Consider the following 25,772-nt stretch of genomic DNA (forward strand, 5'->3'; position numbering starts at 1 on the left):
GGGGCATGCTTTTGTTCGCGCGGGGCTACGGCAATTCGGGAGCATTCACCGTGCCATTGAGGGGAATGAAGATCTTCATGCACAAGGACGTCGATACTCGGGGGCCCTGGTCGGTGGCGACTGGGCGGACGGGCGGACGTGCGTGGTCATGGGTGCTCCACTGCGTTGTGGGCCGGTCTTCGCGCGATGTCGCGTCCGCGATGTATGAGACTCATTCGCGGTATCGGACACCTTCGGCACGGGGGACGGGGTTGTCGGCGTCGATCGTCATCACATGACACCGTCTTGTTACACCGCAGTCAAGAGCCCGTAGACGCTGGATTCAAGATACTTTCCCCGGAAGCGGGCCGATATCGCGATTTTCATCCATTCAGACCACCGTGCCAACGCCGCGTGGATGAGTACTACTCATCCTGATCGCTGAACGGGCTGACGCACCGCGGCGCCCGACCCCGGGAACGGGGCGGGCGCCGCGGCTCAGCGCAGGACGGCTCAGCGTGAGCCGAACTGCCACCAGTTCAGGTTGAACAGGTATCCGCCTCCTCCGGTGAACCGGAGGTACAGATCGTGGGTGCCGGACGCGCCGTTCACCGGGCACGAGACCGTGGTCCAGTTCTGCCAGCCGCCGGTACCTCGCACGCCGCACTTGCCCACCAGCGTGCCGGTGGGGCTGTCGAGACGGAGTTCGACGTCACCGCCCCCGGTCGCCGACGCCACCCGGGTGGTGAAGGTGGCCGCGCCGGCGCCGAACGCGGCACCCTTGACCTTGATCCAGTCGCCGTTTTCGATATGCGACACGTTCATGCCGCCTTCGACGGCGACCTCGGTCTCGATACCGGAACCCCACGCGATGGTCTCGGCCTCTTGGCGGGTGTACGGATCCAAGGTGCCGGCCTGTGGGGCTCCCATGCCGGTCATCATGATCGTCGGGATCGTGCCGTCGGGCCGGTAGTCGAACTTCTCGACGGCGACCGAACGCGTGAAGCCGCCGCCGCCGGGCAATGCGCCGTTATGGTAAAAGAAGTACGAATTACCCTTGAAATCGATGATTCCGGGATGATTCGTGAAACTGCTGCCCTGCGTCGGCATGACCGTTCCGCGATAGGTCCATGGGCCGGTCGGGCCGGGTGCCGTCGAGTATCCGATGAACTCCGAGCAGCACTTGGCCGCGAAAACGTTGTAGTACAAACCGTTTCGCTTGTAGACCCAGGGGGCCTCCTCGAACAGGGTCGGCCGGTTCCCGCCGTTGGGCCGGGTGCCGAACCCCGCGGTGGTGAGCGGGATCTGGGCCGGGCTGCCGCTGAAGGAGATCATGTCGGGGTTCAGCTTGACGTACCACAGGTTAGGGTTGCCCCAGTAGAGATACGCTTGGCCGTTGTCGTCGATGAAGACGGTCGGGTCGATCTCGCCGTTCTCCGCCAGCGGGTGGCCGAGCGCGTCCCTGAACGGGCCGGTGGGACTGTCGGAGACCGCGACCCCGATGGCGTAGCGTCCGGTGGCCCTGCTGGTCACCGGGACGTACCAGTAGAACTTGCCGTTGCGCTCGATGGCCTGGCCCGCCCACGCGTCGGCGCTCGCCCACTTGAAGGTGCCCAGGTTCATCGGGGAACCGTGGTCGGTCCAGTTCACCATGTCCGCGGACGACCACACCCGCCATTCCTTCATGGTGAACCAGGTGGAGTTGTCCTCGTCGTGCCCGGTGTACAGGTAGACCCGGCCGTTGTGCACCAGCGGGGCGGGATCTGCCGTGTGGATGTGCTGGACGATCGGGTTGTCGGCCGCCGCCGTCGCCGGAAACAACGTGACGGCGCAGAGCGTCGTGACCAGCCAGGCGAGTCCGCGCCTGAACCGGGTCGGTGGAGACGATCGCATCGCTACCTCCGCGGTCAGCGCGTCGCGGCTGTCGGATGCGGGACGACCGAGCCACCGTTGAGCGCGTTCAACACGGTGTTGTACGCCGCCTTCTTGTTGCCGGCGCCGTCGAACAGCAGCGGGGTTTCCCGTGCGCGCCAGGAATCCGTGTCGCGGATGCCCCATACGGTGATGCCGCCGCAGCGCGCGACGCTGAGGCAGGCCTGCGTGACCCGGCGGTAGTTCTCGGCCTGCTGCGCGCCCGATCCGGCGATGTCGAGCTCGGTGATCTGGACGTCGACACCGAGTTCACCGAAGCGCTGGATGGTGGTCTGGTAGTCGCCGGGAATGCCGGTGCCGAAATGCGACTGGAGCCCGACGCAGTCGATCGGGACGCCGCGCGCCTTGAAGTCCTTCACCATCCGGTACACGCCTTGCGTCTTCGCGGCGGACCAGCTGTCGATGTTGTAGTCGTTGTAGCAGAGCTTGGCGCCGGGGTCGGCGGCACGCGCGGTGCGGAAGGCGACCTCGATCCAGTCGTTGCCGGTGCGCTGGAGGTTCGAGTCACGGCGGCCACCCGAGCCGCCGTCGGCGAACGCCTCGTTCACCACGTCCCAGGCGTAGAGCTGGCCCCGGTAGTGGGCGGCGACCTTGGTGATGTGGTTGACGAGTGCGGACCGCAGCGAGGGGCCCTCCATCCGCTGCATCCAGCCGGGTTGCTGGCCATGCCAGGCGAGGGTGTGTCCCCGTACGCGTTTGCCCTGGCTTCGTGCCTGGTTCAGAATCCGGTCACCGTTGCCGAAGGTGAACTGGTTCGGATTCGGCTCGGTGGCGTCCATCTTCATCTCGTTCTCGGCGGTGACCATGGAGAATTCCCGGTTGAGAATCCCGACATAGGTCCCGTCGCCGAGCCTGCCCGCGGCGACGGCGGTGCCGAAGTAGCGGCCACTCTGCGCGGCGGACGCGCCGAGCGTCGAGGCGGCGCCCGCCGGGGTGGCCGCCAGGAGCGCGGTCGTCGTGAACAAGGTGGCCACGAGTGCGGCTCGTGACACCGACTTCGTTGTCAGCTTCATATGGTGACACCTTCTGGAAGGGGGATGTCCGGGAACTCCGGGCTCGCGCGCTGGGAGTTTTTCGCAGTGTCGCATCGCGATGTTCACGCTCACAAGAGCGTTATGGGAATTGCGCCGACTGCGGTGCCCTGAATGGAGCATTTTCGGTGAAAGTTACATCGAAGCGCGACTGAAGTGGGAGAAGTTCAAAAGCGTTCTTTTGTTTCGAAACGTTGACTCCGGTGTCGCGTACTGGTTCCATAGCTCGAAAGCCCCTGCTGGAACGAAATCGTTCAACTGTCCTCAGTGGACAGAAGTGGTGAACCGGGGTGTCCGCGAAAGGCATTTCCCATTCGGCGAAGAGATCGCCGGGAGGCGAAAGGACCGTGATGGCACGTCATCGACTAGGGAAAGCGGTACTGGCGTTGGCCGCCGCCGTCGGTCTGCTGTTCGGCGGGCTCACCGCGAGCCCACGCCCGGATGCCGCCGCGCAGCAGGCTCCGCGCGGCGCGGCGATCACGAATCCGATCCTCTGGCAGGACTTCGCGGACGTCGACATCATCAGGGTCGGCGACGCCTACTACTACTCGGCCTCGACCATGCATTACTCGCCCGGTGCGCCGATCCTGCGGTCGTACGACCTGGTGAACTGGGAGTTCGCCGGACATTCCGTGCCACGGCTCGACTTCGGGGCCAAGTACGACCTGAACGGCGGACGCGGGTACGTCCGGGGGATCTGGGCGTCGTTCTTGAACCACCGCAAGAGCAACAACACCTTCTACTGGGGCGGATGCGTCGATTTCGCCAAGACCCACATCTACACGGCGACTTCCGTCGACGGGCAGTGGAACAAGCACACGACGATCGACAAGTGCTACTACGACGCGGGGATGCTGGTCGATGACGATGACACGATGTACGTCGCGTACGGCAACACCACCCTCAGCGTGGCCCAGCTGTCGAAGGACGGCAAAACCGAGGTGCGCTCGCAGCAGGTGTTCCAGACACCGTCGAACATCGGCACGCTCGAGGGTTCGCGGTTCTACAAGCGCAACGGCAGCTACTACATCTTCGTGACACGCCCCGCCAACGGCCAGTACATCCTGAAATCGACCTCGGGTCCGTTCGGGCCCTACACCGTGCAGCAGGTATTGCTGAACCTGCCGGGGCCGGTGGCCGGTGGCGGGGTGCCGCATCAGGGCGGCATGGTGCAGACGCAGAACGGCGACTGGTACTACATGGCGTTCGTCGACGCCTATCCCGGCGGCCGGATCCCGGTGCTCGCGCCGGTCACCTGGACCGCCGACGGCTGGCCACGGCTGCAGACCGTCGACAACCGCTGGGGTACGAACTATCCGGCGCCGAACCTGCCACCGCCGCCACGGCCGGTCAAGCCGATGCTCGGCACCGACACGTTCACCGGCACCGCGCTCGGGCCGGAGTGGGAGTGGAACCACAACCCGGACACCACCAAGTTCTCGGTCGGCAATGGTCTGCGCCTGCAGACAGCGTCCGTCACCGGCGATCTCTACGCCGCGAAGAACACCTTGACCCACCGGATACCGGGGCCGACGTCCACCGCGACGATCTCGCTCGAGCTGAGCGCGATGAGGGACGGTGACCGGACGGGACTGGCCATGCTGCGTGATTCGTCCGCCTGGATCGGGGTCAAACGGGACGGCGGCCGCAACCGGGTGGTGATGGTGAACAACCTCACCATGGACGGCAACTGGAACACCAAGACGACCGGGACGGAGGTCGCCGGAGCCGGCTTCACCGGCAGCCGGATCTGGTTGCGCGCCAACGCCGACATCCGGCCGGGTGCCGGGCGGCAGGCCCGGTTCTCCTACAGCGCCGACGGCGTCAACTTCACCTCGTTCGGGCCCGGCTTCACGCTCAACAGCGACTGGCCGTTCTTCATGGGTTACCGGTTCGCGGTGTTCAACCACGCCACCCAGTCGCTCGGGGGCGCCGTCACCCTGCAGCGCTTCGATCTGACCACACCGTAGCCGGGTTTCCGCCGAAGGAGATCACCATGTTCCGGATCAGGAGATCGCGCCGGTGGCGTGGCTCGGCGGTGGCCGCCGTCGTCGTGGCCCTGTGCGCGGGGAGCGTCATGAGCCCGGCCCCGTCGCCGGCGCTGGCCGCCACCTCGATCACGATCAACGGAGCGTCGGGTGGCCGCACGTTCGACGGCGTCGGGGCGGTCAGCGGCGGCGGTGGGAACAGCCGCCTGCTGGTCGACTATCCCGAGCCGCAACGCGGTCAGATCCTGGACTACCTGTTCAAACCCTCCTACGGCGCGGCTTTGCAGATCCTCAAGGTGGAGATCGGTGGCGACACCAACTCCACCAGCGGAGCCGAACCGAGCCACGCCCACTTCCGCGGCGATCTCGACTGCGACCGCGGCTACGAATGGTGGATCGCCGAGCAGGCGAAGGCCCGCAACCCCGGCATCAAGCTGGTCGGCCTGCCCTGGGGAGCGCCAGGCTGGATCGGCAACGGGACCTTCCTCTCCAAGGACATGATCGACTACCTGCTGACCTGGCTGGGCTGCGCGAAGAAACACAACCTGACCATCGACTACCTCACCGCGGCTCAGAACGAGCACCAGTGGAGTCCTCAGTGGACTGTCGACCTGCGCAACGGGTTGAACGCCAACGGCTACAGCGGTGTCAAGGTGATCGTGGGCGACTCGTGGCCCGGTGACTGGGGACCGGCTGGCCCGCTCGCGACGAACCCCGCCTACCGCGACACGACCGACGTGCTGAGCGCCCACTACACGTGCGGCTACCTCAGCGCCCAGACCTCCTGCCCGGTACCGGCGAACGCCGCGAACTCCGGCAAGGTGCTCTGGTCGAGCGAGAACGGCTCGCAGGACTACAACGACGGCGCCAAACCGCTGGCCCGCGGCATCAACCGGGTCTACATCGACGGGAAGATGACCGCCTACCTCAACTGGGACCTGATCGCCGCGACCACGCCGAACATTCCCTGGCCGACGGTCGGCCTGATCCTGGCCAACCAGCCGTGGTCCGGCAACTACTCGGTCGGCAAGGACACCTGGGCGCTGGCGCATACGGCGCAGTTCACCGCACCCGGCTGGAAGTACCTCGACACCTCCAGCGGCTATCTCGGCGGGAACCGGGCCAACGGCAGCTTCGTCTCGATGAAGTCGCCGAACAACACCGACTACAGCACCATCATCGAGACGATGGACGCCACCTCGGCCCAGACGCTGGACTTCACCGTCGCGGGCGGCCTGTCCACCGGTCCGGTGCGGGTGTGGTCGACCAACCTGAACTCCAACAACACCGCCGACCACTTCGTGCACAGCGCGGACCTCACCCCGTCGGGCGGCCGGTACTCGCTCACCGTCCAGCCGGGACACCTGTACACCCTCACGACCACGACCGGCCAGGGAAAGGGCACCGCCGTCAGCCCGCCACCCGGCTCGCTCGGCCTGCCCTACAGCGACGACTTCGACGGCTACGCGCTCGGCAAAGAGGCCAAGTACCTGATGGACATGGAAGGCGCGTTCGAGGTCGTCGACTGCGGTGCCGGCCGCACGGGCCGGTGCGTCCGCCAGGCCTCGCCGCAGAAGGCCATCCCCTGGAAGACCGAGACGGCTCCGTACGCGTTGCTGGGCAACGTGAACTGGAACAACTACACCGTTTCGGCCGACGTACTGCTGGAAAAACCGGGGCACGCCGAACTGATCGGCCGCGCCGGTGGGCAGAAGACGACCGACCAGGGCGCGCTGGCCGCCTACTACTTCAGAGCAGGTGACAACGGCGCGTGGTCGATCCTGCGGAACAACACCAACCGCCAGGTCACGACGTTGCGCAGCGGCACGACCACCGCGCTGGGCACCAACCGCTGGCATACCCTCGCGCTCGGCTTCTCCGGCGGCACCATCACCGCGAGCATCGACGGCACCGTCGTCGGCACGGTGAACGACACGACGTGGACGGCCGGTCAGGCTGGGCTCGGGACCAGTCAGGGCGAGACCGCGCAGTTCGACAACTTCAGTGTCGCCTCGGCCTCGGGCGGTCAGTCGTCGGCGTTGCGCAACACCGGCTCCGGCCGCTGCCTGGACGTCTTCGGCCAGTCGCAGGCGAACGGCACCCGCACGGTGGTGTGGGACTGCAACGGGGGAGCGAACCAGTGGTGGACGCTCACCGCCGGCAAGCAGTTGCAGGTGTACGGCACCAAATGTCTCGACACGGAAGGGGGCGGCACCGCCCCCGGCACCCGTGTGCAGATCTGGGACTGCGGCGGCGGGGACGGCCAGCAGTGGACCGTCAACGCGGACGGCACGATCACCGGGGTCCGCTCGAAACTGTGTCTCGACGCGGGCGGCACCGAGAACGGAACGCAGGTGGTACTCGCGGCCTGTACCGGCGCGAACCGACAGAAATGGACCCGGAGCTGACCGGGGATCGGCCGTGCTTACCGTCGGATTTCGAGGTGATGTATGAGACTGTCCCGGTTGATCAAGTCCTGCTCATTGGTAAAGCTCCTGCTGGCGCTGGTGATGCTGCTGCCACTCGTCGCGGGCACGGCGCTGCTGACGGCCCGTCCGGCCGTCGCCGCGGGGTTGACGAAGATCGGTGCCTTCGGCGCCAACCCCACCAACCTGAACATGTACCTGTACGCGCCGGCCACGATGGCCCCCCGGCCGGCGTTGCTGGTGCTGGTCCACTACTGCGGTGGTTCGGCGGGGGCGATCTTCAACGGTAACGGCCACGACTACGCGACCGCGGCCGACCGGTACGGCTTCGTCGTGGTCGTGCCGGAGGCCACCCGCGACGGGCACTGCTTCGACGTCTCCACGAAAGCGGGGCTCACCCGCAACGGCGGCAGTGACTCCACGGGCATCATGTCGATGGTGGCCTGGGCGCGGCAGCGCTATCCGGTCGACCCCGGCCGCATCGTGGTCAGCGGCTTCTCGTCCGGTGCCATGATGACGAACGTGCTGGCCGCCGAATACCCGGACGTGTTCTCCGCCGGAGCGGCGTTCTCCGGCGTGCCCGCCGGCTGCTTCGCGACGACCAACGGTTCGCTGTGGAACAGCCAGTGCGCCGGCGGGAACGTCATCAAGACCGCGCAGCAGTGGGGTGATCTGGCGCGTGCCATGTACCCCGGCTACACCGGCAGCTACCCGAGAATGCAGCTGTGGCACGGGAACCAGGACACCACCCTGGCGTATCCCAATTACGGCGAAGAGATCAAACAGTGGACGGCTCTTCGCGGGCTGAGCCAGACCCCGTCGTTCACCGACCATCCACAACAGACTTGGACACGGACCCGCTACGGCGACACCGGTACCCGTGCGACGGTCGAGGGAGTCAGCATCGCGGGCACCGGTCACACGTTGCCACAGGCCGGAATGCTCGCGTACGCGATCTCCTTCCTCGGCCTCGACGGCGCGGGTGGCGGTGAGACGACCGGCCCCGTGCGCGCGGTGGCCGCCGGCCGATGCCTGGACGTGCCGAACCTCTCACAGGCGAACGGCACGCAGGTGGCGTTGTGGGACTGCAATGGCGGGGCCAACCAGCAGTGGACGGTCACTTCCGGCAAACAACTGCGGGTGTACGGGACCAAATGCCTCGGCGCCGAGGCCGGAGGGACCATGCCCGGTACGAAAGCCGTCATCGGTGACTGCACCGGCGCGGATTCCCAGCAGTGGACGCTCGGCGCGGACGGAACGATCGTCAATGTCCACTCAGGACTGTGCGTGGCCGCCTCCGGCGGCGGGACGGCCAATGGCACCATAGTGATCCTCTGGGGCTGTGACGGCAGCACCCAGCAGCGCTGGAGCCGCGCCTGAGGTGGCCGCCGGCACGGTCAGCCGGGTCGCCTTTGCGGTGGATCACCAGGGCGGGTTCTATAATAGCCCTTCACCGCTCCACGAAGCTCCAGAGCCCGGGCAAGCAGAAACACCCCTTGGCCCTTCAACTCGAGTTTCGCGGTGTGCGGGGGCTCAAGCGAGTCGACCGCGCGGTCGTAGCGCCGGATGCTCGTGACTCGAAGATCGACCGACGCTTCCGCGTCATGTTCCATGGTCGCCAGCTCGAAAACATCCCCCACGGACACCGGCCCGCCCAGGCATCGGACAACGCATACGACCACCCCGCCCAGCTCTGGCTCGACATTCTCGACACTGACCCGAAGTTCACTCTCCATGGCAGCTACCCTCCTCATTGAGCGTTTTCCTCCACTTGCGCCGAGATCCACCGTTCGACCCGCTCGGCAGTGCGCAAGCGGCGAGCAGCGCCGCGATCGTCCATGCGGTCGGCCCGACGCCCCACCACGTGGAAAGAGCGCCCGCGGTGACCGCACCGATCGTCTGGGAGCCATAGAGCACGACGATGTACAGCGCCACTGCCCGCGACCGCAGGGAAAGGGCCACCGTCGCCTGCAGGAAGCCGTTGTTGACCGTGACCATCGACGCCTGCGCCGCGCCGAACACCAGGCCGGTCGCGAACAACGCCGTCACCGAGCCGAGCAAGGGGAGTGCGGCGAGCGCGAGCGCGGCGAACAGTGCGCATGCGGACCGCAGCATCTGCTCGGGGACGTAAGGGCGCAGGTTCGGGTAGGCCACGGCCGAGCAGACCGCGCCGATCCCGAACGCGGCCAACACGAACCCGAGGTCGGCGACGGAAAGGTGCCGGACTGTCAGGACGTACACGGGGACGAGCGCCGACATCGCTTGAGCCAGCGAGAAGAATGCCGCCGCGCGGACAAGCAGTTCGCGGTATCGCGGCGTGGTCCGGAGGAATGCCGTGGTTTCCCGCAGTGAATCCCGCCATGAGCCCGTGACGTTCGACGCCGCGATCGTCCGGGTCTTCCGGAAGCACAGTACGAAACCGGCGAAGGACAGCGCGTTGGCGAGGTAGACCGGGAATCCGCCGACCGCGCCGAAGGCGAACCCGCCCGCCGCCGGGCCGAGCGTCCGGGCGAGGTTGAACGACAGGCTGTTCAGCGCCGAGCCGTCCTTCACCAGATCCGCCGGTAGTACCGAGGAGACTTCCGCGTTCCACGCCGGGTAGGCGGCCGCCCAGCCCGCGTTGAGCGCGAAGGTCAACACGAGGATCACGATCGGAGTGAGGCCGCCGCACAACCCGAGCGCGGCGAAGAGGGCCGCCACGAGGGCACTGGTCACGTTGGCCCAGAACAGGACCGTGCCGCGGCCGATCCGGTCGGCCAGCACACCCGCCGGGAACGAAGGATCACGGCCGGGAGGGTGGCCGCCGCCAGGAGGAGCGCGTTGACCAGCGGCGACGGTGAAAGGAGCGCGAGCTGCGCGGCCGCCGCGGTGTTGTGCATCCACGTGCCGAAGTTGGACATCGCCGAGATGATCCACAGCTTCCGGTATGCGGGCACGGCCAGCGGCGGCAGCCCGCGCCAGGCGATACGGCTCTCGGACACCACGCCCCCAGTCGACTCGGTTCGGCCCGCCGAGCATCGCCGCTACGATCAAGATCGTCAATCTTGATTGAATCAATGTGAGATGCTGGCGACATGACCGATCGGACGTTCACCACGGCCCAGGCCGCCCGTCTGCTCGGGGTGAAGGCGAACACGGTGTACGCCTACGTGAGCCGCGGGCTGCTGAGCAGGACACGGGCCGCCGACGGGCGGACGAGCCGGTTCGACGCCGAGGAAGTCCGGCGCCTGGCGGCGAGGAACCGCCGGGGGACACCGGAATCCGCTCGGATCGAGACGTCGCTCACCGCCATCCGCGACGGCGCGCTGTACTACCGGGGTTGGAATGCCACGGAACTCGCGGGTACGAACACGTTCGAGGCCGTCGCGAATCTGCTGTGGACAGGCGTGCTGGACGAAGAAGCGGCATTCGTGGCGTCCGCGTCCGTGCGCGAACTCGCGTGCGCGGTGATCCGGCCTCTCGTGGGGCGAGCGCGACCGGTGGACCTGCTGCCGGTGATCGTCGGAGCGGCCGCCACGGCGGATCCGCTGCGCTACGACGTGGATCCGGCGATCGTGGTGGCCACCGGACGTGCCCTGCTCGCGGTGATGGTGGACGCCCTGCCCTCGTCCGGGAACGCCGGCCCGACCGACCCGCTCGGAGTGCGCCTGTGGTCGGCGCTGACCACGAAAGAGCCGGACGAGGACGGGATCCGTGCGCTCGGCGCCGCTCTGGTCCTGCTGGCCGACCACGATCTCGCGGCATCGACGATGGCTGTCCGCACGGCCGCGTCCACCCGGGCGCATCCCTATGCGGTGGTCGCCACCGGGCTGGGTGCCATGGATGGCCCGGCGCACGGCGCGGCCGCGGAAGCGGTGCGCCGCTTTCTGCGTTCGGCGGCCGACTTGGCCGATCCGATGGTCGCCGTCGCCGACCGCGTCCACGACACAGGGCGCGTGCCGGGGTTCGGGGAACCTCGCTATCCCGAGGGTGACCCGCGCGCGGCGAAGCTGCTCGAACTGGTCCACGTCCCAGGCCCGATCCGGTCCATAGTGGAGGACCTGATGGTCGCGCGGCCGGGCATGCGGCCGAACGTCGACCTCGCGCTCGCGGTGCTCGCCGAGGCCTACGACATGGTGCCGGGTGCGGGCGAGACGATCGGCGCGATCGGGCGGACCGCGGGGTGGCTGGCGCACGCGCTGGAGGAGTACCGCGAGCGACCGAACCGATTCCGCCCTCAGGGGTTCTACACGGGGAGCTGACGGCCGGTCTGTCTCCGGAGAATCAGGGCTTCGGGGAGGTGTCTTCGCGCCGGCCGTGCAGCAAGACCGGCAGCACCCGGTGTCCGTTGGAAATAAAGGACTCCAGATGCCGCAGTTCCGCGGGGGAGGTCGCGAGTGTCAGGTCCGGGAAGCGTTCGAACAGGGCAGGCAGCGCGATCGCCGCCTCCATCCGCGCCAGCGGGGCGCCGAGACAGTGGTGTACTCCGTGGCCGAACGCGACATGCGATTTGTCGCCGCGAGTGATGTCGAACGCGTCGGCGTCCTTCCCGTGCAGCGCCGGGTCCCGGCCTGCGGCGGCGTAGCCCGCCAGGATCGCCTCACCTTTCCGGATGACCACATCGGCGACGTGGATGTCGTCGACGGCGTAGCGCAGCGGCAGGTGCGCCACCGGTGCCTGCCAGCGCAGCGTCTCCTCGATCGCGTCCGGCCAGGACGCCCGGCCGGCGCGGAGCTCGGCGAGTTGCTCCGGATGGGTGAGCAGTGCGGTGATGGCCTGGTCGAGAAGGTTCACGGTGGTTTCGTGACCGGCCGAGATGAACAGGATCAGGGTGTCGATCAGTTCGGTCTCGTCCAGCCGGGCGCCGTCGTCCTGGGTCTGCGCGGCGATGAGCGCGGTGGTGAGGTCTTCGCCGGGGTTCGCGCGCTTGGCGGCGACGAGGTCGGTGAAGATCGAGTGGATGTCCTGGTACGCGGCCAGCATCGCCGCCTGGCTCGCCGAGGTCTGGAAGAAGACGTCGACGGACTCGCGCAGCCTGCCGCGGGCCGAGTCCGGAACGCCGAACAGCTGGCAGATCACCTCGATGGGCACCGGATAGGCGAAACTTTCCCGCAGGTCGACGGGTTTCCCCGCGGGTTCGGCCGCGAGCTTCTCCAGCAGGTCGGAGACGATCGCGGTGATCCAGGGCCGCAGCATCGCGATCCGGCGCGCGGTGAACGCCTGCGCGACCAGCGAGCGCAGCCGTCGGTGGTCGGCGCCGTAAGCGGTGAACATGTTCCGCACGGAAACCCATACCAGTAACGGCCAATCCGCGCTGATGTCGGCGAACGCCGGCCAATGTCGCCGGGCGTCCTTCGACACCCGCGGATCGTTGAGCAGACCGCGCAGCACTTCGTAGCTCGTCACCGACCAGGCCACGACACCGCCTGGCAGTTCCGCCTGGGTGAGCGGGCCGCGCTCGCGCAGCCGTTCGTTCTCTGCGTGGATGTCGTGGCCGTTCGGGTCCAGCACCAGCGGACGCGTCACCGGAGGTCATCCTTTCGGCGGGGATGGCAGTGATCCCAGCCTGTCAGCAAAGACCGCCGCCCGGATACCGGCCAACCGGTGACGAGCCGGGCACCGCGGTGGTCTGACGGCCCGTACCGATGGGAGCGGAGACAAAGTGCTCGGTCAGACCCGGTTCAGTTGCCACTGCTGGTTGGCCCCGCCATTGGCGGCCCACTGCACGACCTGCGCCCCGTCGCTCGTCGCCGCACCGCTGACGTCCGCCACTAATCCGCTGTCGTGGCCGACGATGGTGTAGTAGCCGTTGCCGGTGGGCCGCAGGTACCACATCTGGTTGGTGCCGCCGTTGGCCGTCCATTGCTGCAGTTGCAGCCCGGCCGTGCTGCTGTTGGCGTTGACGTCGAGCACCTTTCCGCTCGCGACGTACCGGAGGGTGTAGGAGCCGTCGGAGGTCGTGGCGATGGTCCAGGTGGCGGTGCCGCTCTGCTGGACCACCTTGGCACCGTCCGCGGTGGAGTTGCCCGCGACGGCGAGCGGCTTGCCGCTGTTGCGGTTGACGATGCGGTAGTTGCCCGGCGCGGGTCCGTCTCCGCCGCTTCCGGCGAGGTTGAAGTACTCCACCGCGTCGGTGAAGACGGGGCTACCGGACTTCGTGGTCGACAGTTGCAGGTACACGCGGTTGCCGGTGGCCGGGGTGGTGAAGGACACCGGCTGGGTGACCCGCGAGCCGAGCGGGACGGTCAGGGTCGTGCTTCCGGACGCGACGACCGCGCCGTCCGGCGCGTCGAGCCGCGCCGTCCAGGTGAAGCCCACCGAAGTGTCGGCGAAGTCGTCGTTGAAGACGGTGATGTTGCGGGTGACCGTGGCGTTCCGGGCGTAGGTGGGCACGGCCTGCGGCAGCGGGAAGGTGCCGTTCGCGTCCGAGACGCCGGAGGCCGACCAATAGGGGAGGTCGACCGCGGCCACCGGGTTGAACGCCGCCTGCACGCGCTGGATCTGCGGGTTGCTCCAGGGGTCCGGGAGATTGTCCGCGCCGTAGACAGGGCGACCGCCCTCCTCCGGGGTGAAGTCGCCGGTGCGCACTCCGGGCACGACGCTGGCCCAGGCGGACAGCAGCGTGTACGGACGCAGGTCGGTGGCGTTCTTGCCGCGCTTGGCCAGGGTCGCCGTGGCGAACCACTCGAAGCCCTGCTTGTTGTTGCATGCCGGCCAGATGTACTCGCCCTCGCCGTCGGGCCGCCCATTCACGGTTTTCAGGCCATCCCCGTACCTGCCGAAGCCGTCGACGTAGTGCGGGATCACCGCGAAGTTGGCGTACGTCATCCCGGGATACCCGTTGAGATTCCCGTCGACGCCCACCTCGGCGATGACCGGCCGGGTGCCATCGTTGCCGTTGATCGCCGCGTACAGGTCCTTCTCGAACTGTTCGGAATCCTGGCCGCTCTGGTTCGGCTCGTTGACCTGACTCCAGCGGATGACCGCGGGGTGGTTGCGGTCGCGCAGGACCAGCGCACGGGCGTGGCCGACCATGTTGTCGTGCCCGGCGATCCAGTCCTGCTTGCCGGAGGAGCCGCGAATCGCGGTCTCGCCGATGATCATCAGGCCCATCTCGTCGGCGACATCCAACATGTACGGGCTCGCGGGCTCCTGGTGGATGCGGACCACGTTGTAGTTGAGCCGCTGGTAGTTGTCGACCGCCTGCGGCCAGCCGCCGTTGCCGGGCGACGGGGGCAGGAAGCCGGGCAGGGTGTCATAAGCGTCGCCCTTGCCGCCGTTGTTGATCCGGTCGTAGTCGGCACCCTGGAGGTTGTCGCCGCGGAAGTTCACGCGCACGCCGTTGAGGTAGTAGTAGTCACCGTTCTGGGTGGCCTCCCGGAACCCGAACCGGTACGTGGCGTCGCTGGTGTGCCCGTCATCGGCGACGGCACGCACCGCCAGCCGGTGCAGCTGTGCCCGGTACCCCGACCGGTACGGCACGTTGGGCCACCAGTACGAGGTGCTGTCGAGGTTCCACGCGACCGGCCCGACGGTCACGGTCACGGTCGAGTGGGCCGCCACGGTGACCGTACGGCTGGGCAGTTCCGGGTAGCTGAAAGCCGTTCCGTTGTTGGACGACAGAGACCCGGTCAACGTCACCGACCGGGAACTACCCGACGTGTTACGCACCGACACGTCGTAGCTCAACGTCTTGTTCGCCACCGACGTACGCACGAATGTGTCGCTGACGTACACCGCCGGGTACGTCCGCAGGAACGCGGACCGGAAGATCCCCTGGGGGACCGCCTCGGACCAGTCGGCGGCGTCGGGCACCAGGTACCGGCCGTTGGATGCCTTCAACGCGCCGCGGCCCTTCACATTGACGCTGATCGTGTGGGTGCTACCGGGGGCCGCGTAGGCGGTGATGTCGAAATTCGACGGCGTGAACGCCGTGGTCTGCGTCGCCACCACCCGGCCGTCGACCGACAGCGTCGCCTGGTGATTGACCGCCCCGAACTCGATCCACGCCGACTGCGGCTGACCCGAGTCGGGCACGGTGATGGTGCGCGAGTACACCGCCTCGTTCACGTCGGTGAAGCCCTGCTTGTACCAGCCGCCGCCGGGCACGGTGATCGAGGTCGGCGCCCGCCCCGTCGGTGTGAAACTCCACGTCCCGGCCAGGTCGACCGAGGCGATCGCGGCGGCGCCGGCAGCTGCGGCCGCGGGTGCCGGCTGTGTTGCGACGGCCGGCTGTCCTGCGGCGGCGGGTTGTACCGTGTCGATGATCGCGAGGAGTGTGGCGACGGCCAGCGCCAAACGGGCGAAGCGCTGGGATAGCGTGCGAGGGCTGTTCTGACGCATCAAGAAACCCCTTTCGCGGGTGTCGCGTCTACGGGGATACACCTGCTGGGGACGCCATGGTGGAGAAATCCACTATGGACTCATCTGCCGGCTCCATGCCCGCGGAGCAGGACATCGGTCGGTAAGCAATCCTGTCGAACCGGTTCGAACGGACGATAAGCAGGGCCGACTCGTGGTGTCAAACATGTCTATGGCTTGTGGTGAAAGAAGAGCGCGATCCCGTGAAACTTTCAGGCCGCAACTGGGGTGCCCCGAGGTCCACAGCGGCTACCTGTCTGGGCTGGGTACGCCCGGTAGTCGTAGGCGAAATGCCGTAACGGGGTTCGAGAATTTGGTCCATCAATGGATGGTGCTCACTTCGAAGTATGATGCGCGAGAGTGAACCGTCTCGACAGCGGGACGAGTCGTGGCGGACGATCGGATGCGCGCGGCACCTGTGGGAAAAGCCCTTGTTGCGCTCAGTTCCCTGTTCCCGTCAATTGGCGAAAAGGAAACCCATGCATGACGATGATGAGCCGGTAGGCCGGGTGCTCGGCAGGCGGCAGGCGTTGATTCTGCTCGGCGCCGCCGGTGCGACACTCGCCGTCGCCGGCTCCGCCACGGCGAGCGCGACCCCCTCCACCGCAGGCGCGCCCGAGGTGTGCGCGCTGGATTGTGTGGTCAAGCCAGAGCAAATGGAGGGCCCGTACTTCGTCGACGAGCGGCTCAACCGCTCCGATATCCGCAGTGAGCCCGCCACCGGGCAACTGGTTCCCGGTACCGCGCTGGGCATCAATTTCACTGTTCAGCAAATCCGGCAGCAGCAGTGCACGCCACTGCCGGGAGCGATGATCGACCTCTGGCAGTGCGACGCGTTCGGGCTGTACTCCGACATTCCGTCTCAGGGAAGTTCCGGCCGCCGTTTCCTGCGCGGTTACCAGAACACCGACCAATCCGGGGCAGCCCGGTTCACCACCATTCTGCCGGGCTGGTATTCGGGACGCACGCTGCATATCCACGTCAAGATACGCACCGTCGGAACGAACGGCAGGCCGTACGAGTTCACCTCGCAGCTTTACTTCACGCCCGAGTTCGGCGCGGCCTATCTGCGGACCGAACCGTACCGGAGGAAAGGTCCGGCCGACACGACCAACAACCGGGACTCGATCTATCGCAACGGCGGCTCCCAAATGCTGCTGCGTCCGCTGCAGGCCGGGAACGGCTACACGGCGGACTTCGCAATCGGTCTCGACCTGTCGAACACCCAGGTCGGCAGGCCCGACTAGGCCGTGTCCACTCTCGGCCGCGGTGGACCGGACAGATCCGCCGCGGCCGAGCGAGCCTGCCTCCGGCATCGTGCGACCCAGGCTAGGCCATGCGAGTGACAGATGTTGGCTATCTGTCACATCGCGCGATGATCTTTGCTAGCGTCCGGGAACCGACTAGAGGGGACTGGGCGATGACAGGGGATCTCGGGCGACGGGCGGCCTTCGGGCTGGCCGCGACCGCCGGCGGCGCGTTACTGGCAGGCGGCACCGCGGCCGCGACGGAGTCCACTGTGGACTCCGCGGTGGACGCCAAGCATCAGGTGAGCCCGTCGTTCACCGTGGTGGACAAACGAGGACGGCAGCGGTTCCTGCTCGACAGTCGTAAGCCGCCGCTGATCATCGACGGCCAGACCTACCCGCCCGAGCGGCGCTCCGGACCGGAGAACGGCTCCTACCTGATCTTCAACGACGAGACCGGTGACGAAAAGGGCGGTCTGCTCGTCCATCCCAACGGCGGCCACATCGCCTTCGACTATCCGCACGCGGTGGACGGGATCAGTCTCAGCCTCGCCGCGAGGGACGGCGTGGGTGGCGCGGGCCTGACCATCAACGGCATTCCGGATCCCGATGCGGGGCCTGGCGTCCGTGCCACGCCGCGCGCGGCCTTCGGCTGCCACACCAACTTCGGCGCGCAGCTGGCGTTGTGCGATTCCCAAGGGCGGCCGCGAATCGTGCTCCAGGTCGACGAGAACGACCGGCCGACCATCAAGATCCTGGACGGGGACGGCAAAACGGTCAACGAACTGGCCTAGTGCTCCGGTGGTGGTTCGTCACCTTGGCCGACATTCGACTACGGCCCGAGTGGTGAGGTTCGTGGGCTGAAGGGCGGTTGCCTCAGTGCCGGACGCGGACGACGAGCTTGCCGGTGGCGCGGTCGTGCTCCATGTCGTCGTGGGCTTGCGACACTTGCTCGAGGCCGTCGTAGACGCGGTCCACGGGGAACGCCAGGTCACCGGCCGCGATCGCGTCGAGGATCTCCTGGAAGGCCTCTCGAGGCAGGTCGGTGGCGTCGCCGAAGTAGCCCGCCAGGCGCACACCCTTCGGCAGGTACTCGTTCGGGGAGAACTCCCGCACCGTCCACTGGTTGGACAGGCTGCCGCCGAAGCAACCCGTGCCGTGCACACGCACCGCGCGCAGAGTGTCGGGCAGGGTCGGCGTGCCGACGAGATCAAGGGCGGCGTCGACGCCCTCTGGGTACAGCTCGCGCACGGCCGGCGCGACCTCTCCTGCGTCGAGCAGGGGGTGGTGGACGCCGTGCTCCTTCAGCAGTGCGAGACGTTCGGGCCGCCGGGTGGTGGACAGCACCGTAGCGCCGCGCCATGCGGCGAGCGCGGCGGCGGCCAGGCCTACCGAGGAGGTTCCGCCGCGGATGAGGACGGTCTGACCGGGCTTGAGGTCCAGACCGACGGTGAGCGAGCCGTAGGCGGTCTGGACCATCTCCGGCAGGGCGCCCAGTATCTCCCATGGCAGATCGGTGTCGACGGGAATGACCTGCGACAGCGGCACCGAGGTGTACTCGGCATAGCCGCCGTCGTAGGTGCGCCCCATGTTCCCCATCATCGCCACGACCCGCTGGCCGAGAGCCAGCCCGCTGCCGTCGAAGGCCGCGTCGACGGTACCGGCGGCCTCGATACCCGGCACCCTGGGAAAGCTGACGCCCTCGCCCAGCCCCAGCCGGAGCTTCAGCTCCGAGCGGTTGACACCGAACGCCTCGACGCGGATGCGCACCCAGCCGTCCCGCTCGGGCGGGAGCGGGAGAGTGGTCAGCCGCAGGTTGTCCACGGGGCCGGGGGCGGAGAGCCGGACGGCGCGCATGGTGCTCGGCGAGGACATCATGAACTTGCCTCTTCCAGGGTAGGAACGTCCAACGGCCGTCTCAACCTGGGGTCACCGCGGGTTTATTCCCGGCTCGCCCCGGTTGCCTCGATGAGCATCGCGGTCTGCCGGGTGCCGACGATCGTGGCGAGAAGCAGCAGCTGGACGAGGCGACATCATCGGGCGGACAACCGGTCCAACGCCGACTTGCTCTCCTCGTCGGCGGCGCGGTAGATCACCACCAGCTGGTCCGGATCTTGAAGTGGCGTAAGCGTTTCGAAATGCACTGCGATCTCACCGGCTTCCGGGTGCCGCATCACCTTGCGGCCGCGGCCGTTGACCTTGACGTCTCGCTCGGCCCACAATCGCGCGAATTCCTCGTCACTGGTGATGCATTCGGCGATGAGGTCGGTCAACGCCTGGTCCTCCGGATATGCGGCCCATGCGGCGCGCAGGTGAACGACCCCCTCCCGCACGACCCGTTCGCGGTCGACGTAGAACTCACGCATCTCCGGATACAGCAGGCACAGCCAGATCGCATTGCGCCGCGATGGCGGCAAGGTGTCGAAATCCAGGAGTAGTCTCGCCATTTCGCCGTTCCACGCCAGGATGTCGTAGCGGTGGTTCATCAGCATGGCCGGCAGCGGCGACAGGTCGGCGATCAGCCGGGTCAGTGGCTGTGCCGCAGTGGTGGCGGGCTTGGCGGCGTTGCGGGGGCGCTGCTGGGCCAGGTCGAAGAAATAGGCGCGTTCGTCCGGGGTCAGGCGCAATGCCCGGGACAGTGCCTCCACCACGTCCGATGAGGGCCGCAGCCCTCGGGCCTGTTCCAGCCGCACTATGTAGTCGACGCTGATCCCGGCCAGTTCGGCGACCTCTTCGCGGCGCAATCCCGGGGTTCGCCGCGCCTGCCGACGCGTCGGCAGGCCGAAATCTTGCGGGTCGAGGCGTTCGCGCCGGGTCCGCAGGAACGCGGCCAGCTCCTGGGTCGTGTCCGCGGTGCGGGTCGTCATGCCCGGTTTAACAGTCAGGGTAGGACTGGTGTTCCCAGGAACTTCGTTCCCTTACCCCCGGCTCGCGGTGGTCGCAGGCTTGTTCTCGACAACGGATCACAAGCGCAGGAGGACACCATGTCGCTCACCCTGGACACCTACCGGCTGCTGGGCCGCTCCGGGCTGCGGGTCTCACCGCTGGCGTTGGGCACGGCGACCTTCGGGACCGAGTGGGGCTGGGGCGCAGAGCGGGACGAGGCGCGCAAGCTGTTCGATACCTACGTCGAGCGCGGCGGCAACTTCATCGACACCGCCGCCACCTACACCAATGGCAGTTCCGAGCGTCTCTTGGGCGAATTCACCCGCGACAACCGGGAGAGCCTGGTGCTGGCGACGAAGTACACGACGTTGCGCCGGCCCGGCGACCCGAACTCCGGGGGCGCGCACCGCAAGAGCCTGTTCGCGTCGGTGGAAGCCAGCCTGCGGCAGCTGAACACGGACTACCTCGATCTGCTCTTCCTGCACGTGTGGGACTTCACGACGCCGGTCGAGGAGATCCTGCGCGGCATGGACGATCTGGTCCGCCACGGCAAGGTCCTGTACGTGGCGATGTCCAACGTCCCGGCCTGGGAGATCTCGCGCATGCAGGCGATCGCCGACCTGCGTGGCTGGTCGCCGCTGGTCGCGCTGCAGATCGAATACAGCCTCATCAACCGGGCCGGAGAACGTGACCTGATCCCGATGGCACGGGCGATGGGGCTGGGAGTGACCCCGTACTCACCGCTGGGTGGCGGCGTCCTTTCCGGCAAGTACGACCGCGCCGACCTGACCGTGACGAGCACTGACTCCCGTGGAAGCAACCGCAAGAGCTTCAACGCCGCCTTGGGTATGGTCACCGAACGCACCATCGCCATCGCCGACGTCGTGCGGGAGATCGCCGCGGAAATGGGACACACGCCAGCCCAGATCGCACTGGCCTGGACCCTGCGGACGCCAGGTGTGACGGCACCCGTCATCGGCGCTCGCACCCCCGAGCAGCTGGAGGACAATCTGGGCGCCCTCGAGGTCGACTTCACCGGCGATCAGCTTGCCCGGCTCGACAAGGTCAGTGCGATCGACCTTGGCTACCCGCACGACCTGCTCGCAAGTGACCACAGCCGCGCGGTGACCGCAGGTGACCTGAAGATCGAAACCCACCGCTGACGACCCGGCCGAGCGCCAAGGCACGATGGCCCAAGCGGTGCCCGGCCGGTCCATGGAGTCAGTTGAAGATCACGTCCGAGCAGGAGTAGAAGGCCTCGCCGGAGTCGGGCCAGTGGCGTTGCCAGATCGAGTAGATCAGGTGCCTGCCGGTGCGTCCACCGGGCAGGTTCGCGTGGAGCTGGTACGCGTTGCCTGCGATCGGCGGGTTGTCCTGCTTGTAGAACGGGATGTCTTCCAGGTCGGACCACTTGAGCGGTTTCGCCGGGTCGTAACCCGGCTTGGTGACGTACAGCTCGAAGGTGCCCTCGTGCGCGGCGGTCAGCTGATACTGGAACGTGTACGGGCCGCTGGCCGGCAGTCTGGTCGCCGGCCAGTCGTCGCGGGCCAGGTCGAGGCCCTTGTACTTGTCCCGGCCGGCGCTGCACAGCTTGCCGTCCGGGATGATCTCGCGGCTTCGGCCGCCGGCATCGCCGATGTTGACCTCGTCCCAGTCGTAGATCGGCCAGCTGTCGCCCACCGCGATGGCGGCCTTGCACGCGGCGGACTGCGGATTCTCCGGATCCTCCTGGAAACATTGCATGATCCGGCTGATCGGGTCGCCCATCGAACCGTGCGCGAGGGCGGGGACGGCGGTGAACACCGAAACCGTGCCGAACGCGGCGGTCAGTATCGCGACTTTGACGGTGGAGCGGGAAAATTTCATCGCGGACTTCCTCCCATGAGAGGTCTAGACCAAATCACGGTAGGTGTCCCGGTGCGCCGGCGTGTAGGCCCGAAAGTCGGGCGAGGGCATGTTCGCCGCTGAGGGTCAACGCCAGGGTCCCGGCAAAGTCGAAATCTTGCAGGTCGGTCGACTATTCCTGCACTGTCGCGGGGCCGCACGCATCGGTGGTGGAGGTTGATCAAGGGTGAGCCGAGGTAGGCAGGCCTGATTCTGGACGCCGGAGAGGTTTCACTGTCCACAAGGGACACCATCGGACGATTAGATGTCCGATTGATGCCGCTATGCACGTTTCGACGCGGGGTCGTGAGTGATAACGAGGGTTATTTATAGAACGACCCGCATCACTCACGACCTCCTCGTGAAAGCGTGCAAGTCTCCCAAATCGGGCACGTTTGACTCGAGAAGTGTCCCTTATGGACGGTCAGAAGCCGGGTGAGGCCTTTTGTGTGAGCCCGCTCCCGCCGGGGCCACCATGACACGTTCGCCCTGTCCCGCTCTAGCGGCGGAGCCGACCAGCAGTTATGCGACTTTGCCGGGCCCTGGGGTCAACGCCAGGGTTCCGGCAAAGTCGCAGAGTTGCTGGTTGGCGCTGTTCTTGGTGGTCCGGATGTGGCATCGCTGATGCCTGCGGGGTCCGAGTGTGGAGGATTCGGGACGGTGAACGTCCCAAATCCTCCACACTCGAGGTACACCAGGTTTACGGGCATGCCCTTAAACCTCTGTTGATCAAACTTCGCAACCGGGTGCGGCCCCGTGTCCATGAAGGAATTGGGGCACTCAACGTCCCAATTCCTTCATAGACGTCGGCCTGCGCCATGATCAAGAGGTCCCCGACCTGCACGATCCCGATTTTGCCGGGACCCTGGGGTCAACGCCACGAGCGCTGACGTTCATGTTCTCGCGACTCAGAAGTCGGTGATTCCGGCGCTCAGAGCCAAGGCCGCGGCTTCACCGCGTGAGGAGACGTCCAGCTTCTTCAGGAGGCCGGTGACATGGAACTTCACCGTGCTTTCGCTGATGCCGAGCGCGTCGGCGATGGTCTTGTTGCGTTGCCCTTGAGCGACCAGGCGCAGCACTTCGAGCTCGCGGCGGTTGAGATTCGACGGCAGTGCCTCGTCGGTCCGGCCTGTCGACGGGCGGAAGGGGAGGCTGATCGTCACGTGGCTGCCCCAGCCGGGGACGGCGTCGATCTCGACGGCGGCGCCGAGGGTTTTCGCGCGCCCGTCGAGTTGCAGGCGCAGACCGGTGACGTCGAGGGCGCCCGATTCCTGATCGCGGACGTCGAGGTACAGCGCGGTGCTGTCGCTGGACCAGGCGATCCGGAGCCGGGTCAGGTCGGGCTGGCTGGTGAAGGTCAGCACAGCCGTGCAGGTCATCGCTCGGGCGGCGTGGGCTATTTCGCCCGGTATCGCCCGGCCGTTCTTCGGCGGGGCGACGAATTCGAGCTCCGCGTTGTGGTGACGCAGCATTTGCCGGATTTCCCGGCGCAGCCTGCCGAACGCGGTGTGGACGGGTTCTTCGGATTGAGCGAGGTCGGTCTTCTGGGCCGACCGAAGGGCCACGAGCGCGGCCGAGGCGGAGTCGGTCGCGGCGAGGCGGGCGCGGTGGTCGTCCAGGCGGGTGGACCGCAGTGTGGTCAGGATCGTGACGAGGGCGGTTTCGTGTGCCGCGGCCATTTCGGCGATCGTCCGGGCGCGTTCGCTGGAGGCCGCGCGGGATTCGGCCAGGTAGTCGGGGCTGGCCTGGGTCACCTGTTGGCGGATCGAGGTCGCGACGATGCCGAAGACTTCGGCCAGCGCGGCTGGGCGCGGGAATCGGGCTCGGCTCGAGCGGGGGACGAGTACGAGCAGGGTGCCGATCGGGTCCTGCACGGCCCAGACCGTCCGGGTTGTGCCACCGAGAGTCGCCGTCGTGGTCAGCTGATGGCCGGGTGGCACGCTCGCTTTGAGCGTTTCGAGTTCGGCGATGGTGATCTTGTCGGTGATCTCCCGGGTTCCGGTGACCTTGCGCGGCCGCCCGGTGCACTCCCGGGTGAAGATGACCAGGGCCTGGTGTGGTCGGCCGTCGGCGAGGAAGCGCGAGAACCGGTCGGCGATTTCACGCAGCGGGCCCTCGATGACTTCGCGCAGTGCGGTCAGGTCGGCGGAGTCGGGCATCGGGTGAGCCTAGCCGTCGCCTCACCTGGTCGAAAGGACAGGATCCACTGGACTGATGACCAGGTCGCTGTCGCGGCTTCCCGGCCTAGCCTCACGTGAAGCATGCGTTGATGCGCATGCCTTTGTTGTCGAGTGGTGGAGGAAGCAGGGCATGCCACAGCAGGTGCGCGGAGTGATCGCCCGGTCCCGGAACGCTCCGGTGGAGCTGGTGGACATCGTGATCCCGGATCCGGGTCCCGGTGAGGTCGTCGTGTCGATCGCGGCCTGCGGGGTCTGCCACACCGATCTGACCTATCGCGACGGCGGTATCAACGACGAGTTCCCGTTCCTGCTCGGCCACGAGGCCGCGGGGACGGTGGAAAGCGTCGGAGACGGTGTGGATTCGGTGCGGCCAGGCGATTTCGTCGTCCTCAACTGGCGTGCGGTGTGCGGGCGATGCCGGGCCTGTAAACGGGGTCGTCCGCAGTACTGCTTCGACACCTTCAACGCGACACAGAAGATGACGTTGACCGACGGCACCGAGCTGACTCCGGCCTTGGGCATCGGGGCGTTCGCGGACAAGACGCTCGTCCACGCCGGACAGTGCACGAAGGTCGACAGCGCTGCGGACCCTGCTGTCGCGGGCCTGCTCGGCTGTGGCGTGATGGCCGGCCTCGGCGCGGCGGTCAACACCGGCGCTGTCGGCCGCGGGGATTCGGTCGCGGTGATCGGCTGCGGGGGAGTGGGCGACGCCGCCATCGCCGGGGCCCGGCTGGCGGGTGCGGGCACGATCATCGCGGTCGACCGGGACGAGCGGAAACTGGTATGGGCGCGTGAGCTCGGCGCGACCCACACCGTCAACGCCTCGGACACCGATACGGTCGCCGCGATCCAGGAACTGACCGGCGGTTTCGGCGCGGACGTCGTCATCGACGCGGTTGGCCGCCCGGAGACGTGGAAGGCGGCCTTCTACGCGCGTGACCTGGCGGGCACGGTGGTCCTGGTCGGCGTTCCGACCCCGGACATGCGCCTGGAGATGCCGCTGATCGACTTCTTCTCCCGCGGTGGCGCGCTGAAGTCGTCCTGGTACGGGGATTGCCTGCCGGAGCGGGACTTCCCGATGCTGATCGACCTCTATCTGCAGGGCCGGTTGCCGTTGGAGCGGTTCGTGACCGAGCGGATCTCTTTGGACGATGTCGAGAAGGCCTTCCACGCCATGCACGCCGGTGAGGTTTTGCGTTCGGTGGTGATCCTGTGAGCGGGGAACCGCGGATCGAGCGCGTCGTCACCGCCGGGGTCTTCGAACTCGACGGCGGGAGCTGGGACGTCGACAACAACGTCTGGCTCGTCGGGAACGACGACGAGGTCGTGATCGTCGACGCCGCACACGACGAGAAGACCATCATCGAGGCCGTAGGCGGCCGTGACGTGGTCGCCATCGTCTGCACCCACGGGCACAACGACCACGTCACCGTCGCACCCCGGCTCAGCGAACACCTGCACGCCCCGGTCGCTCTGCATCCCGGTGACCAGGAGCTGTGGGAGATGACCCACCCCGGCCACCGGTTCCGGCATATCGAGGACAAGGAGCGGATCGCCGTCGCGGGCACGGAGCTCGAGGTCATCCACACCCCGGGCCACTCGCCAGGCTCGATCTGCCTGCACCTGCCCGAGGCCAAGGCGCTCTTTTCCGGCGACACGCTCTTTTCAGGCGGTCCCGGCGCGACGGGACGCTCGTTTTCCGACTTCCCGACGATCATTTCCTCGATCAGGCAACGGCTCTTCGCGTTGCCCGAGGACACCAAGGTCCACACCGGCCACGGCGACCCCACCACCATCGGCACCGAAGCTCCGCACCTGGCCGAATGGATCGCCCGCGGACACTGAGTTCTCCGGCTCCTGGACGAACTGCAGAAGACCG

General features: G+C 67.2%; 17 protein-coding genes and 2 pseudogenes. 9 read left to right on the forward strand and 10 right to left on the reverse strand.

Annotated elements, in window-relative coordinates; translation table 11 throughout:
- Positions 1–492 precede the first annotated feature (492 nt).
- The gene (locus ACZ7KI_RS18295) at positions 493–1,872 is read right to left on the reverse strand and encodes a glycoside hydrolase family 43 protein (RefSeq protein ID WP_470274305.1); all 1,380 of its coding nucleotides are present in this window, start codon (positions 1,870–1,872) and stop codon (positions 493–495) included.
- A gap of 20 nt (positions 1,873–1,892) precedes the next feature.
- Positions 1,893–2,924, reverse strand: a pseudogene (locus tag ACZ7KI_RS18300) (glycoside hydrolase family 10 protein); the annotation flags it as partial.
- Between the two features lie 368 nt (positions 2,925–3,292).
- On the opposite strand from ACZ7KI_RS18300, the gene ACZ7KI_RS18305 reads away from it, so the two are divergent.
- The 3 genes from ACZ7KI_RS18305 to ACZ7KI_RS18315 are packed head-to-tail and all read left to right on the forward strand — an operon-like array spanning position 3,293 to position 8,736.
- The gene (locus ACZ7KI_RS18305; protein WP_470274306.1) at positions 3,293–4,912 is read left to right on the forward strand and encodes a glycoside hydrolase family 43 protein; all 1,620 of its coding nucleotides are present in this window, start codon (positions 3,293–3,295) and stop codon (positions 4,910–4,912) included.
- A gap of 26 nt (positions 4,913–4,938) precedes the next feature.
- The gene (locus tag ACZ7KI_RS18310) at positions 4,939–7,338 is read left to right on the forward strand and encodes a ricin-type beta-trefoil lectin domain protein (RefSeq protein WP_470274307.1); all 2,400 of its coding nucleotides are present in this window, start codon (positions 4,939–4,941) and stop codon (positions 7,336–7,338) included.
- A gap of 42 nt (positions 7,339–7,380) precedes the next feature.
- The gene (locus tag ACZ7KI_RS18315) at positions 7,381–8,736 is read left to right on the forward strand and encodes an extracellular catalytic domain type 1 short-chain-length polyhydroxyalkanoate depolymerase (RefSeq protein WP_470274308.1); all 1,356 of its coding nucleotides are present in this window, start codon (positions 7,381–7,383) and stop codon (positions 8,734–8,736) included.
- A gap of 17 nt (positions 8,737–8,753) precedes the next feature.
- Here the strand turns inward: ACZ7KI_RS18315 and ACZ7KI_RS18320 are convergent, their stop codons facing one another.
- Complete coding sequence (locus tag ACZ7KI_RS18320) at positions 8,754–9,092, reverse strand: hypothetical protein (protein ID WP_470274309.1); 339 nt, start codon at positions 9,090–9,092, stop codon at positions 8,754–8,756.
- A pseudogene (locus ACZ7KI_RS18325) lies at positions 9,082–10,256 on the reverse strand (MFS transporter). Before ACZ7KI_RS18325 ends, ACZ7KI_RS18320 begins: the two are co-directional and overlap by 11 nt.
- A gap of 174 nt (positions 10,257–10,430) precedes the next feature.
- Between ACZ7KI_RS18325 and ACZ7KI_RS18330 the strand changes: the two are divergent.
- Positions 10,431–11,597 (forward strand): citrate synthase, encoded by a 1,167-nt coding sequence (locus tag ACZ7KI_RS18330; protein ID WP_470274310.1) that lies wholly within the window; start codon positions 10,431–10,433, stop codon positions 11,595–11,597.
- A gap of 22 nt (positions 11,598–11,619) precedes the next feature.
- Here ACZ7KI_RS18330 and ACZ7KI_RS18335 read toward each other — a convergent pair whose 3' ends face one another.
- Both ACZ7KI_RS18335 and ACZ7KI_RS18340 read right to left on the reverse strand, forming a co-directional pair.
- Positions 11,620–12,861: a cytochrome P450 family protein gene (locus ACZ7KI_RS18335; RefSeq protein ID WP_470274311.1), complete on the reverse strand. Its 1,242-nt coding sequence runs from the start codon at positions 12,859–12,861 to the stop codon at positions 11,620–11,622.
- A gap of 144 nt (positions 12,862–13,005) precedes the next feature.
- Positions 13,006–15,678: an RICIN domain-containing protein gene (locus ACZ7KI_RS18340; protein ID WP_470274312.1), complete on the reverse strand. Its 2,673-nt coding sequence runs from the start codon at positions 15,676–15,678 to the stop codon at positions 13,006–13,008.
- A 497-nt stretch (positions 15,679–16,175) separates the two neighbouring features.
- Here ACZ7KI_RS18340 and ACZ7KI_RS18345 point away from each other — a divergent pair, with 497 nt between their 5' ends.
- A complete protein-coding gene (locus ACZ7KI_RS18345) occupies positions 16,176–16,943 on the forward strand; it encodes a dioxygenase family protein (protein ID WP_470274313.1) in 768 nt (255 codons plus the stop codon).
- Between the two features lie 173 nt (positions 16,944–17,116).
- Positions 17,117–17,737 (forward strand): hypothetical protein, encoded by a 621-nt coding sequence (locus ACZ7KI_RS18350; protein ID WP_470274314.1) that lies wholly within the window; start codon positions 17,117–17,119, stop codon positions 17,735–17,737.
- Positions 17,738–17,819: 82 nt separating this feature from the next.
- Here ACZ7KI_RS18350 and ACZ7KI_RS18355 read toward each other — a convergent pair whose 3' ends face one another.
- Together ACZ7KI_RS18355 and ACZ7KI_RS18360 are read right to left on the reverse strand one after the other, a co-directional pair.
- Entirely contained in the window at positions 17,820–18,821 is a 1,002-nt protein-coding gene (locus tag ACZ7KI_RS18355) for a zinc-binding dehydrogenase (RefSeq protein ID WP_470274315.1), read from the reverse strand.
- 155 nt (positions 18,822–18,976) lie between these two features.
- Positions 18,977–19,810, reverse strand: coding sequence for a helix-turn-helix domain-containing protein (locus ACZ7KI_RS18360; RefSeq protein WP_470274316.1), 834 nt, complete (start codon positions 19,808–19,810; stop codon positions 18,977–18,979).
- 117 nt (positions 19,811–19,927) lie between these two features.
- Between ACZ7KI_RS18360 and ACZ7KI_RS18365 the strand changes: the two genes are divergently transcribed.
- A complete protein-coding gene (locus ACZ7KI_RS18365; RefSeq protein ID WP_470274317.1) occupies positions 19,928–20,992 on the forward strand; it encodes an aldo/keto reductase in 1,065 nt (354 codons plus the stop codon).
- Between the two features lie 58 nt (positions 20,993–21,050).
- On the opposite strand, the gene ACZ7KI_RS18370 is transcribed toward ACZ7KI_RS18365, so the two are convergent.
- Both ACZ7KI_RS18370 and ACZ7KI_RS18375 read right to left on the reverse strand, forming a co-directional pair.
- Positions 21,051–21,695 (reverse strand): lytic polysaccharide monooxygenase auxiliary activity family 9 protein, encoded by a 645-nt coding sequence (locus ACZ7KI_RS18370; RefSeq protein WP_470274318.1) that lies wholly within the window; start codon positions 21,693–21,695, stop codon positions 21,051–21,053.
- A 926-nt stretch (positions 21,696–22,621) separates the two neighbouring features.
- Positions 22,622–23,872, reverse strand: a complete 1,251-nt coding sequence (locus tag ACZ7KI_RS18375; RefSeq protein WP_470274319.1) for a helix-turn-helix transcriptional regulator — start codon at positions 23,870–23,872, stop codon at positions 22,622–22,624.
- A 151-nt stretch (positions 23,873–24,023) separates the two neighbouring features.
- Here ACZ7KI_RS18375 and ACZ7KI_RS18380 point away from each other — a divergent pair, with 151 nt between their 5' ends.
- Together ACZ7KI_RS18380 and ACZ7KI_RS18385 are read left to right on the forward strand one after the other, a co-directional pair.
- A complete protein-coding gene (locus tag ACZ7KI_RS18380; protein ID WP_470274320.1) occupies positions 24,024–25,109 on the forward strand; it encodes an S-(hydroxymethyl)mycothiol dehydrogenase in 1,086 nt (361 codons plus the stop codon).
- Positions 25,106–25,738, forward strand: coding sequence for an MBL fold metallo-hydrolase (locus ACZ7KI_RS18385; protein WP_470274321.1), 633 nt, complete (start codon positions 25,106–25,108; stop codon positions 25,736–25,738). Before ACZ7KI_RS18380 ends, ACZ7KI_RS18385 begins: the two co-directional genes overlap by 4 nt.
- The last annotated feature ends 34 nt before the right edge of the window (positions 25,739–25,772 follow it).

This window comes from Amycolatopsis sp. NPDC039088 (assembly GCF_055598845.1).

What these genes read in the sequence shown, in the direction of transcription:
- ACZ7KI_RS18295 (WP_470274305.1), bottom strand. Translation starts at nt 1,872, where the DNA reads ATGCGATCGTCTCCACCGACCCGGTTCAGGCGCGGACTCGCCTGGCTG.
- ACZ7KI_RS18305 (WP_470274306.1), top strand. Translation starts at nt 3,293, where the DNA reads ATGGCACGTCATCGACTAGGGAAAGCGGTACTGGCGTTGGCCGCCGCC.
- ACZ7KI_RS18310 (WP_470274307.1), top strand. Translation starts at nt 4,939, where the DNA reads ATGTTCCGGATCAGGAGATCGCGCCGGTGGCGTGGCTCGGCGGTGGCC.
- ACZ7KI_RS18315 (WP_470274308.1), top strand. Translation starts at nt 7,381, where the DNA reads ATGAGACTGTCCCGGTTGATCAAGTCCTGCTCATTGGTAAAGCTCCTG.
- ACZ7KI_RS18320 (WP_470274309.1), bottom strand. Translation starts at nt 9,092, where the DNA reads ATGGAGAGTGAACTTCGGGTCAGTGTCGAGAATGTCGAGCCAGAGCTG.
- ACZ7KI_RS18330 (WP_470274310.1), top strand. Translation starts at nt 10,431, where the DNA reads ATGACCGATCGGACGTTCACCACGGCCCAGGCCGCCCGTCTGCTCGGG.
- ACZ7KI_RS18340 (WP_470274312.1), bottom strand. Translation starts at nt 15,678, where the DNA reads ATGCGTCAGAACAGCCCTCGCACGCTATCCCAGCGCTTCGCCCGTTTG.
- ACZ7KI_RS18345 (WP_470274313.1), top strand. Translation starts at nt 16,176, where the DNA reads ATGCATGACGATGATGAGCCGGTAGGCCGGGTGCTCGGCAGGCGGCAG.
- ACZ7KI_RS18350 (WP_470274314.1), top strand. Translation starts at nt 17,117, where the DNA reads ATGACAGGGGATCTCGGGCGACGGGCGGCCTTCGGGCTGGCCGCGACC.
- ACZ7KI_RS18355 (WP_470274315.1), bottom strand. Translation starts at nt 18,821, where the DNA reads ATGATGTCCTCGCCGAGCACCATGCGCGCCGTCCGGCTCTCCGCCCCC.
- ACZ7KI_RS18360 (WP_470274316.1), bottom strand. Translation starts at nt 19,810, where the DNA reads ATGACGACCCGCACCGCGGACACGACCCAGGAGCTGGCCGCGTTCCTG.
- ACZ7KI_RS18365 (WP_470274317.1), top strand. Translation starts at nt 19,928, where the DNA reads ATGTCGCTCACCCTGGACACCTACCGGCTGCTGGGCCGCTCCGGGCTG.
- ACZ7KI_RS18370 (WP_470274318.1), bottom strand. Translation starts at nt 21,695, where the DNA reads ATGAAATTTTCCCGCTCCACCGTCAAAGTCGCGATACTGACCGCCGCG.
- ACZ7KI_RS18375 (WP_470274319.1), bottom strand. Translation starts at nt 23,872, where the DNA reads ATGCCCGACTCCGCCGACCTGACCGCACTGCGCGAAGTCATCGAGGGC.
- ACZ7KI_RS18380 (WP_470274320.1), top strand. Translation starts at nt 24,024, where the DNA reads ATGCCACAGCAGGTGCGCGGAGTGATCGCCCGGTCCCGGAACGCTCCG.